General features: G+C 48.4%; 12 protein-coding genes. 7 read left to right on the forward strand and 5 right to left on the reverse strand.

The window, feature by feature from the left end; translation table 11 throughout:
* Positions 1 to 7: 7 nt before the first annotated feature.
* From RTV33_RS06380 to RTV33_RS06400, 5 genes are all read right to left on the reverse strand, one after another.
* Positions 8 to 1,270 (reverse strand): Gfo/Idh/MocA family oxidoreductase, encoded by a 1,263-nt coding sequence (locus RTV33_RS06380; RefSeq protein ID WP_312642655.1) that lies wholly within the window; start codon positions 1,268 to 1,270, stop codon positions 8 to 10.
* A 4-nt stretch (positions 1,271 to 1,274) separates the two neighbouring features.
* On the reverse strand, positions 1,275 to 2,927 hold the full coding sequence (locus RTV33_RS06385; protein ID WP_312642656.1) for a DUF4091 domain-containing protein: 1,653 nt from the start codon (positions 2,925 to 2,927) through the stop codon (positions 1,275 to 1,277).
* An 84-nt stretch (positions 2,928 to 3,011) separates the two neighbouring features.
* Positions 3,012 to 4,622, reverse strand: coding sequence for an extracellular solute-binding protein (locus tag RTV33_RS06390; RefSeq protein WP_312642658.1), 1,611 nt, complete (start codon positions 4,620 to 4,622; stop codon positions 3,012 to 3,014).
* A 35-nt stretch (positions 4,623 to 4,657) separates the two neighbouring features.
* Entirely contained in the window at positions 4,658 to 5,557 is a 900-nt protein-coding gene (locus RTV33_RS06395) for a carbohydrate ABC transporter permease (protein WP_312642660.1), read from the reverse strand.
* A gap of 16 nt (positions 5,558 to 5,573) precedes the next feature.
* Positions 5,574 to 6,515: an ABC transporter permease subunit gene (locus RTV33_RS06400; RefSeq protein ID WP_312642662.1), complete on the reverse strand. Its 942-nt coding sequence runs from the start codon at positions 6,513 to 6,515 to the stop codon at positions 5,574 to 5,576.
* A gap of 267 nt (positions 6,516 to 6,782) precedes the next feature.
* On the opposite strand from RTV33_RS06400, the gene RTV33_RS06405 reads away from it, so the two are divergent.
* The 7 genes from RTV33_RS06405 to RTV33_RS06435 all read left to right on the forward strand — a co-directional run bounded on the left by RTV33_RS06405 (position 6,783) and on the right by RTV33_RS06435 (position 15,510).
* Entirely contained in the window at positions 6,783 to 8,561 is a 1,779-nt protein-coding gene (locus tag RTV33_RS06405; protein ID WP_312642664.1) for a histidine kinase, read from the forward strand.
* A 21-nt stretch (positions 8,562 to 8,582) separates the two neighbouring features.
* Positions 8,583 to 9,968 carry a response regulator gene (locus RTV33_RS06410; protein WP_312642665.1) on the forward strand — a complete coding sequence of 462 codons (1,386 nt, stop codon included), beginning with the start codon at positions 8,583 to 8,585 and terminating at the stop codon, positions 9,966 to 9,968.
* Between the two features lie 134 nt (positions 9,969 to 10,102).
* On the forward strand, positions 10,103 to 11,281 hold the full coding sequence (locus tag RTV33_RS06415) for a DEAD/DEAH box helicase (RefSeq protein ID WP_312642667.1): 1,179 nt from the start codon (positions 10,103 to 10,105) through the stop codon (positions 11,279 to 11,281).
* Between the two features lie 154 nt (positions 11,282 to 11,435).
* Positions 11,436 to 13,205 carry an ABC transporter ATP-binding protein gene (locus tag RTV33_RS06420; protein WP_312642668.1) on the forward strand — a complete coding sequence of 590 codons (1,770 nt, stop codon included), beginning with the start codon at positions 11,436 to 11,438 and terminating at the stop codon, positions 13,203 to 13,205.
* 21 nt (positions 13,206 to 13,226) lie between these two features.
* Positions 13,227 to 14,195, forward strand: a complete 969-nt coding sequence (locus RTV33_RS06425) for a D-2-hydroxyacid dehydrogenase (RefSeq protein ID WP_312642669.1) — start codon at positions 13,227 to 13,229, stop codon at positions 14,193 to 14,195.
* 73 nt (positions 14,196 to 14,268) lie between these two features.
* Positions 14,269 to 14,682 (forward strand): large-conductance mechanosensitive channel protein MscL, encoded by a 414-nt coding sequence (gene mscL, locus RTV33_RS06430; RefSeq protein ID WP_312642670.1) that lies wholly within the window; start codon positions 14,269 to 14,271, stop codon positions 14,680 to 14,682.
* A 9-nt stretch (positions 14,683 to 14,691) separates the two neighbouring features.
* A complete protein-coding gene (locus tag RTV33_RS06435) occupies positions 14,692 to 15,510 on the forward strand; it encodes an amidohydrolase family protein (protein WP_312642671.1) in 819 nt (272 codons plus the stop codon).
* Positions 15,511 to 15,565 lie beyond the last annotated feature (55 nt).

Here is a 15,565-nt window from a genome sequence, read left to right on the forward strand (position 1 = left end):
CTTCACCTCATGGATGGGAGAGAAACTCACTCATCTCCGTTACGGTATGGCTTAGGCGGGAACGCTCAGCTGCAAAACACATAAGGTGGCTTTGCAGCGATGCCCGGGCTGAGGATAGGCCATCCCCCTGCCCTTGTCCCTGTACCAATCGGACAAAATCACGCATGAGGCAGTAGTCCCCACCTCCATGACCGTAGTTGTTGCTCGCTTTAGGCGGTATAATACGAAATGTTTCGGGCTCATCTTCACCAAAACGGTGCAGGACTATGGTGTTTGTCCCCATATCAGCTGTAATTTGACCTTTGCTGCCCATGATCTTAATCTGTCGGGCAGAATCGGTGGTAAAGGCCGTCATAGTAAAGCTGGCCACCGCCCCGCCCTCAAACTCCATGCCCACCATCTGACGATCCACCACATTATTGTCGCAGTAGTAGACGCACCGACCGTAAGGGCCCTCCTTCAGCGCTGTGACCCGACCATCGTATGACAGATCGGTGCTGATCATATCGGTAGGCCAGCCGATGTTGTCGGTAAGATATAGCTTTGGGGCATAGTAGGGGCAGCTCTCACTATGTGGGCAGCCATCCAAACAACGGGCAGGCGCACCTTTCGGGGCGTTTTCCGGCGTGAAATGCCGCAGGCTGCCAAAGCTGGCAATCCGCTCGCAGTCACGCCCCATAAGCCATAAAATAATGTCGAGGTCATGGCAGCTCTTTTGTAAAATCATCGGGCTCGTCTCGGCTGAATTTCGCCAATTACCCCGAACAAAGCTATGAGCCTGGTGCCAATAACCAACGTTCTCTATTTGGTCTATGGCTGCCAGCTCGCCCACAGCTCCGGCTGTGATGAGCTCTTTCAGTTTTTGATAAAAGGGTGTATACCGCAACACATGGCAAACGCTGAGCACCCGCCCGGTGTTTCGGGCTGCCGCCTCAATGGCGCGGCATTCGTCTTCGGTGTTGCTCATCGGCTTTTCGAGTAAAACGTGATAACCTTTATCCAGTGCCGCCAAGGTGGGGGCGGTGTGCAGATCATCCAGAGTGCATACCAGCGCCGCATCGGCAAGGCGGTGCTGCGCTAGCAACGGCTCCCAGCTCTCGTATTGGTTTTTAGGTAAAATACCGTATTTTTCACAAAACTGTATTCTGCGGCTTGTCTTGGGCTCTGCTACCGCTACAATTTTAAGCTCCTCCGGATGCTCCATAGCGTAGTTGGCATAAATCTGCCCTCGGGCGCCGGCGCCCAGCAAAATGGCGGTTACCTGTTTCATTCTCTCATTCCTTCCAGTCGCTCAGAGCCTGCAAAAGCTCCTCATATACAGTTTCAAAAAACACAGGATCGTCGTTATAAGTGTAGTTGTTGGTAAATACTCTGCCCACCAGTTCGTCATGTCGGGCTTCGTCCTTTTGCCGCAGCAGCTTCAAAAGTTCGGCATCCTCCGCACCCCGGCGCTGTGCCTCCAGCCGCATTCCAATCCATGGGCCATTTTTGCCGGGATAGGCGATAAAGGAATCCCCGCAGGGGAAGTTTGTACCAATTCCGGTGTGGTTGGGGCAACTCGTGCCTTTGAACGGATCCATCCCCATTGGGAATTGGTTAAAGCCCCAATGCAAAAAGCCCGAAATGCGGTTTTTGGCACAGCCCCAAAAAAGCAGCCTGCTTTTCAGTACCGCAAAGTCCAAAAAGCGGTTGAGCCAATGCCCCTCAGGCCCACAACACACATAGGTCCAAACCTCTTCCCCTAATCCAATCAGGTGGTCAAACTTTTCTTTCTGCTCCTCGTAACCGGGGGTACCGGGTACCCAAATATCTACGCCGCCCCGAAATTCGGCGGAGGAAACCGCCTCAATGGTATGCACACCAGGCAGGTATTTGCGTAGAATGTTTACAGCCAGATAGTACTGCTGCTTACGTGCCTCGATGGTTCCGGGGCTTTTCGCATGGATATCGGGCTCGTCGTGAACATGAAACACAACTCGGTTGTGCCAATTGTATTTTGTCAGAAAGGCTGCCAGTGCCTGCACAAACCGCACCGTAATGGCGTAGCCCTCGGGGGTATCAACAGGAACCTGCGGGGCCATAGCGCACTTGAAGCGGTCGGTATACATATCTGGCATACCGTCGGGTAAAAAGCCTCGCGACAGCAGCGGTCCAATCTCCAGCTGCTGCATTCCGGCACTGAAAAATGTCTCGATGATGGGGCGGAGGTATTCAAAATCAAAGGTGTAGGGTTCTCTGCCAATCACGCAGGTATCGTCCAGCTCCAAGTAAAACAGCGTCTGGCGGGCACGGCGCATAGCCAGTGCATATTCTTTTAACACAGCATAAAATTCCGGGGTATCCCGCTCCACTTGATGGAATCGGCAGATTGCGTCCAGGCTGAACCAGTTGGTTACCGGAAAGGTTTCTGCGGGGATGTTTACCGGATACACCTGTATGGTAAGGGTACAAGTGTATCTGCCCTCGTCGGTTTCGATAGAAAGCAGGGCGGTGTGTTCCCCTGCCGCCAGCTCCCTTTTCGGGTGAAGGCAGAAGTAAACAGCGGCAAGGCCGTCTGCTGTTTGCACCATTCCCTCCGCGGCAGGTGCCAGACAGTCATACACCCAAAAGGGTGCCAGCCGGGTGGCATAGGCCGGCTTCTCAGCTGGGCGGCTTTCCAGCACCATGCCGCCGCCCTGCTCCACCCCATCGCCGGTGTTGTATTCCACAGGAACTTTAACCATGCGATACCATTGCGGCTCAAAGCTTTCGCTTTCCAGATGAAGTTTTACTGTGTCCCCACTGGTTTTGAGCAAAACCTGAATGCCACGCAGACCGTTTTGTGCAGCAGCCAGACACAGCGAAGTCGGAAGAACTGAGCAGCTGCTGTCCGGGTATAGAAATTCCTCCCGCGAAGTGAGGACGCCGTAAAATGTATGGTTCTCCATCTTTGTTTTTCCTTTCTGAAAGAAATATGGCACGAGCCCGGAAAAGGGCCCGTGCCATACCCATAGCTAAGTATAGTTTAGGTCTTATTTGCTGATGCCGGCTTTTGCGGCAGCTTCGTTGACTTCTTTGAGCATGCTCGACAGCCCCTTGGTTTCGTATTGAGCCATCAGGTCATCCACCATTTTATCCACAGGCTCGGTGCCCATCATAATCTGCATTAAGTCATCGTTGGTGTTATATACAAACTTATCCTTAAGCGGGGTGGAAAGGAACATGATAGCATCGTAGTACTTGGGCAGAGTACCGTTGTTCATAGCATCCTCGTGGCGTGCGTCGTTCAGGGCGCGATACTCGGCAGGGTTGTTCGAGGGGAATCTCGAATCCCAGTCACCAGGGTTCCACATTGCAATGCTGTTGATGTTGGAGTTTGGATTCATGAAGGGGTACTTATCCGCCAAAACTACGCCTTCTTTCATAACCGTCATGCGGCCGGAAATCTCATAGTCTTCGCCTTCAATTCCGCAGAACATAAGGCGGATGCCCTCTTCGGAGTACAGGAAGTCGAACAGCTTGCAGATGGCGGCCATCTTCTCGTCATCCACCTTGGAGGAAATGTAGCTTTCAGACCAAGACTCGGTATCTACAAAATAGTATTTTTTACCGTCGGCACCGGGGTACAACTTTGCAATACGTATATCGTCGAGGAATTTGCGCCCGTACAGGGTCTCGTAATCACGCCCAATTTGGTTATACAGCCATGCAGGGCCCGACCCGGCAAATACCATAGCAGCGCTCTGCCCCTGCAGGAACTTCTCTTTGGAGGTATCCAGCTTGGCAAGGGCAATGTCCTTTTCAATGGTGCCTTCTTTGTACATATCGCGGGCAAGCTGCATTGAGGCTTTCAGGTCGCCTGCAAAATAACTTGGTGTAAACTGGCCGTCTTTTTCGACCCATTTTTTATCGATGATGCCACCGTAAGGGTAAATAAATCCTCCAAGAAGCTGAGGCAGAGCCTGCGTCATACCGCTGACTTTTTTACCCTCAGGGTCGGCTGCAATAATTTTTTTGATCATATCGTGGAATTCATCGTAGGTTTCCGGCTCTTTGGTGACACCGGCTTTCTGCGCTAAGTCCCAGCGGTAAACCACGTTGCGATCTTGTACGCTGTAAGAGATATCGCCGTAGGTCTGGCGGGGAACCATATAGTATTTACCGTCCTGCTTTGCTGCTACCGCACGTTCCATTGTCAGATATTCTTTTAAATTCGGGTATGCAGACAGGTCATCGGGCAGGGCGCGGATAACACCCTGTTCCACCCAGTTGAAGAAAAACGATTTGCCGACAAAATCGCCGCTGAAAATATCGGGCAGCTGGCCATTGGTGGCCCACAGCTGAATTTTCTGCTCTGCATCGTCCCAGGTTACGTTCTGAGGAACCAGGCGCACACCGGTTTTTTCCTCGAGTGTTTTCAGAACTTTGTCATTTTCGCCGCCGGATAAACCATCCTCTGCACCCCAGATGGCAATGCTGATCTCTACGGGTTTTGAAGATTCGGCTACCGCCGCAGAACTTTCACTTCCGGCTTCGCCCGCAGCAGGTGTGCTGGAAACAGGTTTTCCGCCACAGCCTGTGAGCATGCCAACAGACAGAACAAGTGCCATTGCCAGTGATAATACTCTTGTTGTTTTTTTCATGTAGATTCTCCTTTTTATTATTTTACCATAATGACCTATTCCTTTACAGAACCGACCATAACTCCTTTGACAAAATATTTTTGGACAAAAGGATATACACACAGAATGGGGAGCATGGTGATGATGATCGTAGCCATCTGGATGGACTGGACGAACACCTTACCCTGCGAACTCATAATGGACTGTGCCTGTGTGGCAAGCTGGCTGTTAAAGTTCACCAAGACATCCCTTAGGTAGATTTGCAGAGGCTTAATGCTTTTGTCGTTGATATACAAAAACGCATTCCACCATTCGTTCCAGCGTTCAACGGCATAAAACAATGCGAAAGTAGCCATAAAAGGCGCTGAAATTGGAATATAAATGCGTGTAAGCACCACAAATTCGTTCGCACCGTCAATACGTGCTGCTTCCTCTAGGCTGGGCGGCAGGCTGGCGAAGTAGTTTTTCATAATGATTAGGTAGTAGGTGTTAATCAAACACGGTAAAATCATTGACCAGATACTATTCGTCAACCCTAAACCGCTTACTACAAGGTAGGTCGGTATCATACCGCCCGAAAACAGCATTGTAAACAAAATGACACTTAAGATAATATTGCGTCCGACAAGACGCTTTTTGGAAAGAACATACGCTGCTGTAACCGAAAAAAGCATATTCAGCGCAGTACCTACAATAGTAACAAACAATGTTGTACGCAATGATTTAAAAAAGTATGGGTCGTTGATAATGGTTTTGTAACCGGTAAGGTCGATGACATGAGGATACAAATAGGGTGTATGGGTGGCGTTGGCAATCGTATTTGAAAGCGAAACAATAAATACATTATAAAAGGGGTAAATGGTAATCACGGCCAGCAAACCAAAGAATATGTAAAGAGAAATTTCAAAGGGTGAAATGTGCCGACGATTTTTCGCAACCGATTTCGCAGTTTGCATATAAAATACCTTCTTTCTAGTATAAGCCCTCTTCGCCCGCTTTGGTCACAACCTTGTTGGCAACCGTAATCATAATAACGCCAATCAACGATTTTAAAAGGCCGATTGCCGTAGTGTAACCAAAGTTCGTTCCTACGCTGAAAGATTGGCGAAATACATAGGTGTCGATGATATCTGCCACCGGGTAAACGGGCGAGGAGTAAAGATTGAATACTTGGTCAAACGAGGCACCACCCATAATGCCGCCGATTTGCAAAATAAGCATAATACAAACCGTTCCGCGAATACCCGGCCAGGTGATGTGCCGCATTTTCTGCAGCCTGTTTGCACCGTCTATGCTGGCGGCTTCGTACAGCTGAGGGTCAATACCCGTAAGTGCTGCCATATAAATGATTGAATCCCAACCAAACTCCTTCCAGATGTTTGAAACCCAAATAAACGGACGAAAAGAAGTAAGCGACACCAGCGGCGAAACCTCAGGTAAACCCAGTACACCAAACAGCTGGTTGACAATACCGTTTGATGCAAACATATTGATCAGAATACCGGAAAGCACAACCCATGAGATGAAGTGAGGAAACGTAAATACCGTTTGAAAAAACTTTTTTGTACGCGGGTGCCGTATTTCATTGAGTAAGGTTGCCACCACAATGGGAACCGGGAAATGAAACAACAGCTTACCGAAACTGAATATCAGTGTGTTTTTGAATGCGCGCCAGAATTCCGCATCCTGAAACATGGTTTTAAAGTGTTCAAAGCCTACCCAAGGGCTGCCCCAAAGCCCCATATCATATCGATAGTTTTTAAAAGCAAGGGTCACGCCGCCCATGGGTAAATAACAAAAGATCAAATACCAAGCCAATACGGGCAGCAGCATTGCATAAAGCAGCCAGTCGTTCTTCATTCGTTTCCAGATTGAATGTTGTAAAGTTGTTGTTGTAGTTTTTTGTCTGTTCATTTTCTCACCTATCACTCTATTGCCATCCTACATCTTCCCGGATGGATGCCCCTCTTTTTACCCTTATTATACAAAACGGCAACTGGGATGGGTATGGACATTTTCAAGGTCTTTTTCCTATAAAAAATGTAATTATTTTATATTTTCTATGTAAATTGTTCAGTTTGAGCGAAATATGGAATTTTATTAGGACACCATATAACATTTCTCCATATTTACCGAGTGGTGATCATGTTATAATAAAATCAACAGAAAGAAGGGACTGCAGTGAAACTTTCCAAGTTTTCTATCAAGAAACAATTTAAAATTATTCTAGCCTGCCTGCTTGTACTCTGCTTTGCTTTGGCTACGATTTCTTATATGGCATTGGATAATCTGATGGTGAAAAACGCTACGGCCTATGCCCGAAATACCGCCCAGAAATTTGATGGCGAAATGCAGTATCTTTTTAAACGCATCGATTCTATCTTCACCAGTCTTCTGTTCGACCAGAATATAGAACGGCTGATGCTTTCGCCTTACACAGAGGACACTCAAAGATATATCAACAGCACGCTGGTGCAGTTCTCGTCTTACTCCATCATGAATCAGGATATCAGTGATATTGCCCTCATTACGGACGAGCTGAGCTGGTCCAACTTTTTCGATTCCAAAACCCTGCTGAAATTCGCCCAGACAATAGAGGGCAAATACGGAACACAGAGTTTTGGTATCCAAAGCACCCCGCTTAAAATCAGTAACGCGCCGGAAGGACAGCGGCTCGTTTTTGGGCGCAATGTATACGGCATGCACGACTCTGCCCATTACGGGGAGCATCTTGGCAGTATTATCCTTTCCATCGATCCGGCAAAATCACCCATCTCGCTGCCTCGGGCAGAGCGAGGCTCCACCTCGTTTGTACTTGCAGACTCCGACGGTGATATCTTTCCGTTTAACTGTTCTGCTGAAATCGGTGCAGATATTTTGGCACAGAGCGGACAATTGTCTGAATTTTGTCAGGATGATACCTGTGTTCTTGAAACACAGGATTACTTGATTTATATCACGCCCGTACCCGATGCAGGATATTACATGATTAGTGCCATTGACCGGCAGGCACTCAACCACGATGTGATTCAGGCTACAATCTGGATTGTAATGGTTGTACTGGCCGCATTTTCTATTCTGGTTGCACTGATGTACACCATTTTACGCAATATGGTCACTCCTCTGGAGCAGTTCTCCCGCTATATTCAGCAGATAAAGGAAGCACCTTTGTCAGGCCAATACAAAGAGCTTGTTCTGGATGGCTGCAGTGAGATACGCACCTTAAACCAGTCTTTTGCGGAGCTGCTGGAGGAGGAGGAACGGCTCACCGCCGAGTTATACGATGCTACCGTTAATTTGTATGAAACAAAGCTTGGGAAAAAACAGGCCGAGCTTGATTTTTTACGCAGCCAGATTAACCCGCACTTTTTGTATAATGCGCTGGAATCCATCCGAGATATTGCGGTTGAACAAAACACACCCGAAATCGCCTCCATCGCAGGCGCTATGGGCAAGCTGTTCCGTTATAACGTAAAAGGCAGCGCAATCGTACCCCTGAAGCAAGAATTTGAGATCACGCAGGCATATCTGGATATCCAGCAGGCACGCTTTCCCGACAAACTGAACGTCATCTACAGCATACGGGAAAATGTGAAGGACGTGCCCATGATAAAGTTTTTATTGCAGCCCCTGGTAGAAAACGCTGTATACCACGGGTTAGAGCCAAAATCAGAGAAAGGTACACTGTTTATCGGGGCACGTCTGCAGGAAGATGCTCTGCTCATTACCATTCAGGATGACGGCGTAGGTATACCTGCGGGGCAGTTAAAAACCTTGCGGGAACAATTAGCCGGCATGACCCGGGTGAACGATTTTACAGGGCAGCATGTGGGGCTGCTGAATGTACAGCATCGCATTTTATTGACCTACGGGGTGCAATATGGCATCACTGTGGAAAGCCAGGAAGGCATAGGCACTAGGGTTCTGCTCCGTATTCCTTATGAAAAAAAGCTCCAATAATACGCAAAGGAGAATTGACCAATGTTCAAGGTAATGCTTGCTGATGATGAAAACCGAATTTTAAAATTTTTACAAACCTCTATCCCCTGGACACAACTTGGCCTGGAGGTAGCCGCAACCGCAACAGATGGCAACGAAGCGCTTCGCCTTGCCCAAGAGGAATGCGTGGATATTGTGGTAACCGATATCCGCATGCCGGGGCTCGACGGATTGGAGCTTTGCCAAAGCCTCCATGAAATCAATCCGAACATACAAATTATTATTGTAAGCGGTTATGCCGATTTTGATTATGCAAAACGAGCCATTCAATTGCAGGTGCTGGGGTATTGCCTTAAGCCGATTATAGAAAATGAAATGATTGCGTTTTTGCGCATCGCGGTAAAAAATATACGCAAAGAAACCACTTTAAACGGCGATTCCCTGCTGGACAGCATTGAAGAAGGCAACGAGCATCAAATTGCCGAGATTTTTGAGGAATTAGGGGTGGTTGCCCCGCGTTACTATATTGCAGTTTCGGTGAGGGTACATAATATTGCCAAACAACTCGGTGCGGAGCTTACCCTCAAACTCGGCAAACACAAATACCTATATTTCTCCTCACGTCCGCTAAACAGAAAAGCCGCCAATGAACTGATTTGCTATACAGGCGAAAAAGGCGGAATCGGCATCTGGCCTGCTGCTGTTGCGCCGAGCCAGTTAAAAGATGCTATTTCAGACACCACCATCATGGCATACCAGTTTTTTATTAGCAGCACGCCTACCGTGTGTGAAAAACTGGTAGAGGGGCCGCTTACAGACGATCTGTTCTCGCAGATGAAGCAGGCACTAATCGCGCCGGAACAGCTAAAAGCCTTTTTAGAAAAGTTGCAGACGGCAAACTGTTCGATGTTGTTTAACCTGCGCTCTGCATTTCGGTTTTATAATTACATCTATTCCAGCAAACTGTTAGGCACAATTCTGGAGGGGGAAGAGTATTATCTGTACGGATATGAACAGCTTGCTGTGGAGTACGGCTGCTTCGAGGATATCCTTTCAGAAATGTTGAATACACTGTGCGTACCGCCCATGCGAGAAACACAAGATGCTTCCTCCGCGTCCTCTTTTATGAAGATTATCAAATACCTCAATGAAAATTACGAGAAGGATATCTCGTTAAAAAAGCTTTCAGAGCTGTTCCACATGAACTCCTCCTATGTAAGCCAGCTGGTAAAAAACGAGACCGGCCTCACCTACTCTCAATACCTGACGGAGCTGCGTATTGGAAAAGCAAAGCAGCTTTTGCAGACCACCAACCTAAGCCTCAATGAAATCAGCGAAGCCGTAGGCTTTAACGACTACTTTTATTTTATCAAAAAATTTAAAAAAGTTGTCGGTGTAACTCCGGGTAGGTTTAATGGTTCGTTATAAAATTAGCCCCTCTGGTAAAATGTTACAACCGGCTAGACGAAAGATTGTTCCCCCTTTGCAGAAGCCTTTGCCTGTGGTATAATTAATATTAATTAGATAGATTTTGTTTGATACTAGAGAGGAAACAAGGCGGAATGATAAACTACAACGAACTTCCGGTTTCGGCAGAGATACTAAAAGCAGTCGAGAAAATGGGTTTCTCCCAAATGACAGAAATTCAGCAGAAGGCAATTCCTGTCATGCTCGATGGACGCGAGGTGATTGCAAAAGCCCCCACCGGCACAGGCAAAACCTGCGCATTTGGTATCCCCATCATTGAAAAAATTGATATGAGCCAGCAGTGCCTGCAGGCATTAGTGCTTTGCCCCACACGTGAGCTGTGCACACAAATTGTAGATGAGCTGCGTGAACTGGCGCAGTTTAAGGCAGGGCTCAAAGTGGTTGCAGTATACGGCGGGCAGCCGATTGGCAAACAGTTTGCGGCACTAAAAAACAACCCCCAGATCGTAGTTGCCACCCCCGGCAGGCTTATTGACCACTTCAAACGTGGTACGCTGCGCCTAAACAAGGTGCAGAACATTGTGCTTGATGAGGCAGACGAAATGCTCGACATGGGCTTTTTTAAAGATGTACGTTTTATTTTGGACAAGCTGCCCAAGAATAAAATTATGGCAATGTTCTCGGCAACCATCTCCCGCCCTGTTATGGATATTGGTTGGTTGTATCAGCGCGATGCAGTGGAACTGGTGGTGCTGCCGGTGCAGGAGAGCAAGCCGATGATTGCCCAGTACAGCATGGAGACACAGGGCAGCCAAAAGCTGGAGGATGTCATCGATATTATTCGGCTGAAGGAGATTAAAAAGGCTATTTTATTCTGCAACACCAAATACGGCACCGAGGCACTGCGGAATCAGTTGTCGGAACGGGGGCTGCAAGCCGAGTGCCTAAACGGCGATATGAACCAAGCCGCACGCAACAGCATTATGGCTCAGTTTAAATCGGGGAAGATTGATTTTCTCGTTGCAACCGACGTTGCAGCGCGCGGCATTGACGTGGACGATGTAGATGCTGTGTTTAACTTTGAAATGCCCAACGAAAACGAGTATTACACCCACCGCATTGGGCGTACAGGCAGAGCGAAACGCCAAGGGGTTTCGTATATCTTTTATTCGGCCGATGAAAAAAACCGTCTGCGTGACATGCTCAAATACACCGGCTCAGATGTTACTCCGTTAAAATTCGGCGAAAACCGGGAGCTTGTGGAACTGCCGGTACAAAAGCCTGCAGGGCTGGAAGCAACCGTTATCCGATAAATGCAACCGTAAAAAGATGAGGAGCTGATGCTTTTCATCTTTTCCTTTACCCAATTTTATAGTATACTTATTTTATCAATTATGTTAGAGCTTTTCAGAAAACAAAGGCAAACAAAAATTTGTCGTTTTTAAAAGCTTTGGGAAGCGGGTTATCATGAACAACACCAGAAGTATGAAGACAAGTACCTTGATTAGACGCTTTGCCCCTTACTTTAAAAAGTACAGCGGTATTTTAGCCCTTGACTTGGTTTGCGCTGCGCTCACCACCGTTTGTGAAATGGTTCTTCCGCTGATTGTGCGCTACATCACCAACACGGGCGCAAACGACCCGCAAAGCCTTACCGTGCAGCTCATCCTCACCACCGGTGCGCTGTACCTTGTGCTGCGTATCATCGATACGGCGGCTTATTATTACATGGCAAACGTAGGGCATATGATGGGCGCGCATATCGAAACGGATATGCGTACCGACCTGTTTGCACATTTGCAGCGCCTGCCCTACTCCTATTACGACAACACCAAAATCGGGCAGATTATGGCGCGCCTCACCAGCGATTTATTTGAAATTACAGAGTTTGCACACCACTGCCCCGAGGAGTTTTTTATTGCAGGCGTAAAAATCGTGGTGTCTTTCATCATTCTTTCTTCTATGAGCCTACCACTCACGCTGATTATTTTCTCCGTTATTCCCATTATGCTGGTGTGCTGCACGCATTTTAACCGAAAAATGCGCCGCGCGTTTAAAGCATCGCGCCATCAGATCGGCGAGCTCAACTCGCAGGTGGAGGATAGCCTGCTGGGTGTGCGCGTGGTAAAATCGTTTGCCAACGAGGAGATTGAGGAGGAAAAGTTCGAGCAGGGCAACGGTGATTTCCTCGGGATAAAAAAAGATATGTACCGCTACATGGCAGGGTTTCACAGCACCACGCGCCTGTTTGACGGCATTATGTACATCACCGTGGTGGTGGCGGGTGCTTTATTTATGATAAAAGGTAAAATTACCCCCGCTGACCTCATCGCCTATCTGCTGTATGTGACCACTTTGCTCACCACCATCCGCCGTATTGTAGAATTTACCGAACAATTTCAGCGCGGCATGACCGGTATTGAGCGCTTTTTGGAGGTAATGGATACCCCTGTGGACATTACCGATTCGCCCGATGCTCAGGAACTGAAGGACGTCGCCGGTGATATTCGCTTTGAGCATGTCGATTTCCACTATGAAAATGATCAGGAGAACGTGCTTTCAAACATCCACCTGCACGTAAAGCCGGGCGATAACATCGCACTGGTAGGCCCTTCGGGCGGTGGCAAAACCACGCTGTGCAATCTCATCCCCCGTTTTTACGATGTTACCGCAGGCAGAATCCTCATTGACGGCAAAGATATCCGCGATTTTTCGCTGCACTCGCTGCGCTCACAAATTGGTGTGGTGCAGCAGGATGTTTACCTGTTTTCAGGCACTGTGTACGAAAACATTGCGTACGGCAGACCGGGCGCTACCGAAGAGGAGATTATTGAGGCGGCAAAGCTTGCGGGTGCACATGAGTTTATCCTCGGGCTTTCCGGCGGTTACAGCTCCTACGTGGGTGAACGCGGAGTGAAGCTTTCGGGCGGGCAGAAGCAGCGCATCAGCATTGCTCGGGTATTCCTCAAAAACCCACCGATTTTGATTCTGGATGAAGCAACCTCGGCACTGGATAACGAAAGCGAGCGCCTTGTGCAGCAGTCACTGGAAAAACTGGCGCACGGGCGCACCACCTTTACCATTGCGCACCGTCTCACCACCATCCGCAATGCCGCCACCATATTGGTGCTCACCGAAAATGGCATTGAAGAACAGGGCAGCCACGAAGAGCTGCTCGCAAAGCAAGGCATTTACTCTCATTTATACAATATGTCCGATCTCGGCAATAACAGCTGATCACCGAAAGGAGCTTTACCCATGTCAAAACAAGTATTGGTTCTCATCCCGATGGATGATGCGCATAAAAAGCATCTGGAGCAAATAGCACCGGACGCTGAGTTCACCTACGCGAAAGAACGAACCGTTACCAAAGAACAGGTGCAGGCAGCAAACATCATTCTCGGTTCTCCGCCTGCTTTTATGCTCAAAGATTCGCCGAATCTTGAGCTATTGCAGCTCAACAGCGCGGGTGCAAACCGCTATATCCCCGAGGGCGTGCTGCCGGCAGGCGTAAAGCTATGCAACGCAACGGGGGCATATGGGCTTGCAATTTCGGAATATATGGTTGGCGTACTGCTGACGCTGTACAAAGACCTGCACCGTTACCGCGACCACCAGCACAAAGGTTTGTGGAAGGACCTTGGCAGCACCAAATCTATCTATGGCTCTACCGTGCTGATTGTGGGACTTGGGGATATCGGCAGTGAATTTGCAAGGCGCATCAAGGCATTCGGCGGCTATACCATTGGCTTGCGCCGCAGCGGTACTGCAAAGCCTGAGTTTATAGATGAATTGTACCTGACCGAACAGCTCGACGCACTGCTGCCCCGTGCCGACGTAGTAGCACTTTGCCTGCCCGAAACCCCCGCTACCAAGGGGTTGATGAACCAAGAGCGCCTATCGCTCTGCAAACAGGGTGCGGTTTTAATTAATGTGGGGCGCGGCAGTGCAGTTGATACCGAAGCGCTTTGTAACGCGCTGGAAAGCGGTCATTTAAAAGGGGCTGCAGTGGATGTAACCGACCCTGAGCCTTTGCCTGCCGACCACCGTATGTGGGGGTTGGAGAACGTTATCATCACCCCGCATGTATCGGGCGGCTACCACGACGGCGAAACCCACCAACGCATTCTGCGCATTGCCGAGCAAAACCTTTCTGCTTATCTCGCAGGCGAAAAACTGATGAACCCCGTCGATTTTACAACCGGCTACAAAGTTTCGAATAAATAACATTTGGCTTTTGGGGGAAACAGTTTTATAATAAAAGAAACAAAACAAATCTATCAACTTTGGAGGGTTTCTCATGTGGAAAGACTTTAAAAAATTCGCCTTTAAAGGTAATGTACTTGATATGGCTGTCGGTGTTATCATCGGCGGTGCATTCGGCAAAATTGTAAGCTCGCTGGTAAACGACATTATCATGCCGTTTTTCGGCTTTATTACCGCCGGTATGGACTTTAATAAGATGAAGTATATCCTCAGCCCGGCGGAGATTGTTGCCGGTGAAATCGTAAAACCTGAGGCAGCAATCCTGTACGGTAGCTTTATCCAAAATATTATCGACTTTTTAATCATTGCATTCTCTATTTTTATAGCAATTAAGGTCATCAACCGAAAAAAAGACAAGCAGAAAAAAGAGGAAATCCCCGCCGCCCCTGCCCCTACCGAGACAGAGCTGCTTGCCGAGATCCGTGATCTGCTCAAGGATAAGAAGTAGGGAGATACCATGCAAATCATACACAACGGAAGAATACTGAAGATTACAGATGCGCACACCCACATCTATCCCGGTAAAATTGCAGAAAAAGCCACCGCTTCGGTAGGGCAGTTTTATGGCATAGGCATAGAGCGAATTGGGTTTCCGCATGCGCTGGTGCAAAGCGGCGGTAAAATCGGCGTAGCAAAATATCTGGTTTGTTCTGTCGCCACCAAGCCGGAGCAGGTACGTTCCATCAATGATTTTATCTTTGAAAAGTGCCAAAAATACCCGCAGTTTCTGGGCTTTGGGGCATTGCACCCGCAGCAGACCGATTGGGAACAGGAAATAGAACGCGTATGCCAAATGGGGCTGCGCGGAGCCAAGCTACACCCCGACTTTCAAAAATTTAACATCGATGACCCCCGCATGATTCCTGTCTACCGCAAAATTCGTGACGCAGGGCTGCCCATTCTGTTCCATATGGGCGATGACCGCTACGATTTTTCTGCACCACAGCGCCTTTGCAACGTGATGCAGCAGCTGCCCGACCTTGTTTGCATTGCGGCACATTTCGGCGGCTACCAGCGCTGGAGCGATGCAGCAAAATATTTGCTGTGTGACAATGTCTATTTTGATACCTCCAGCAGTCTTTGGAAGCTTACCCCCGACGAGGCTGTGGGGCTGATTCACCATTTTGGCGCAGCGAAGCTGTTGTTTGGCACCGATTTCCCCATGTGGGACCATGCAACCGAGCTCGACCGCTTTTTAAAGCTGAACCTTACCGATAAAGAGAACGATCAGATTCTATATCAAAACTTTGAGCGTCTGTTTCAAGTTACCGTATAGTCAGTCAAGACCACCCCTAAAAGGGGTGGCTTGCACGAGCCCTATAAGGGCTTAA

This window comes from Hydrogenoanaerobacterium sp. (assembly GCF_032017025.1).
In the GTDB taxonomy this organism is placed as follows: domain Bacteria; phylum Bacillota; class Clostridia; order Oscillospirales; family Ruminococcaceae; genus Hydrogenoanaerobacterium.

What these genes read in the sequence shown, in the direction of transcription:
- RTV33_RS06380 (WP_312642655.1), bottom strand. Translation starts at nt 1,270, where the DNA reads ATGAAACAGGTAACCGCCATTTTGCTGGGCGCCGGCGCCCGAGGGCAG.
- RTV33_RS06385 (WP_312642656.1), bottom strand. Translation starts at nt 2,927, where the DNA reads ATGGAGAACCATACATTTTACGGCGTCCTCACTTCGCGGGAGGAATTT.
- RTV33_RS06390 (WP_312642658.1), bottom strand. Translation starts at nt 4,622, where the DNA reads ATGAAAAAAACAACAAGAGTATTATCACTGGCAATGGCACTTGTTCTG.
- RTV33_RS06395 (WP_312642660.1), bottom strand. Translation starts at nt 5,557, where the DNA reads ATGCAAACTGCGAAATCGGTTGCGAAAAATCGTCGGCACATTTCACCC.
- RTV33_RS06400 (WP_312642662.1), bottom strand. Translation starts at nt 6,515, where the DNA reads ATGAACAGACAAAAAACTACAACAACAACTTTACAACATTCAATCTGG.
- RTV33_RS06410 (WP_312642665.1), top strand. Translation starts at nt 8,583, where the DNA reads ATGTTCAAGGTAATGCTTGCTGATGATGAAAACCGAATTTTAAAATTT.
- RTV33_RS06415 (WP_312642667.1), top strand. Translation starts at nt 10,103, where the DNA reads ATGATAAACTACAACGAACTTCCGGTTTCGGCAGAGATACTAAAAGCA.
- RTV33_RS06420 (WP_312642668.1), top strand. Translation starts at nt 11,436, where the DNA reads ATGAACAACACCAGAAGTATGAAGACAAGTACCTTGATTAGACGCTTT.
- RTV33_RS06425 (WP_312642669.1), top strand. Translation starts at nt 13,227, where the DNA reads ATGTCAAAACAAGTATTGGTTCTCATCCCGATGGATGATGCGCATAAA.
- mscL (WP_312642670.1), top strand. Translation starts at nt 14,269, where the DNA reads ATGTGGAAAGACTTTAAAAAATTCGCCTTTAAAGGTAATGTACTTGAT.
- RTV33_RS06435 (WP_312642671.1), top strand. Translation starts at nt 14,692, where the DNA reads ATGCAAATCATACACAACGGAAGAATACTGAAGATTACAGATGCGCAC.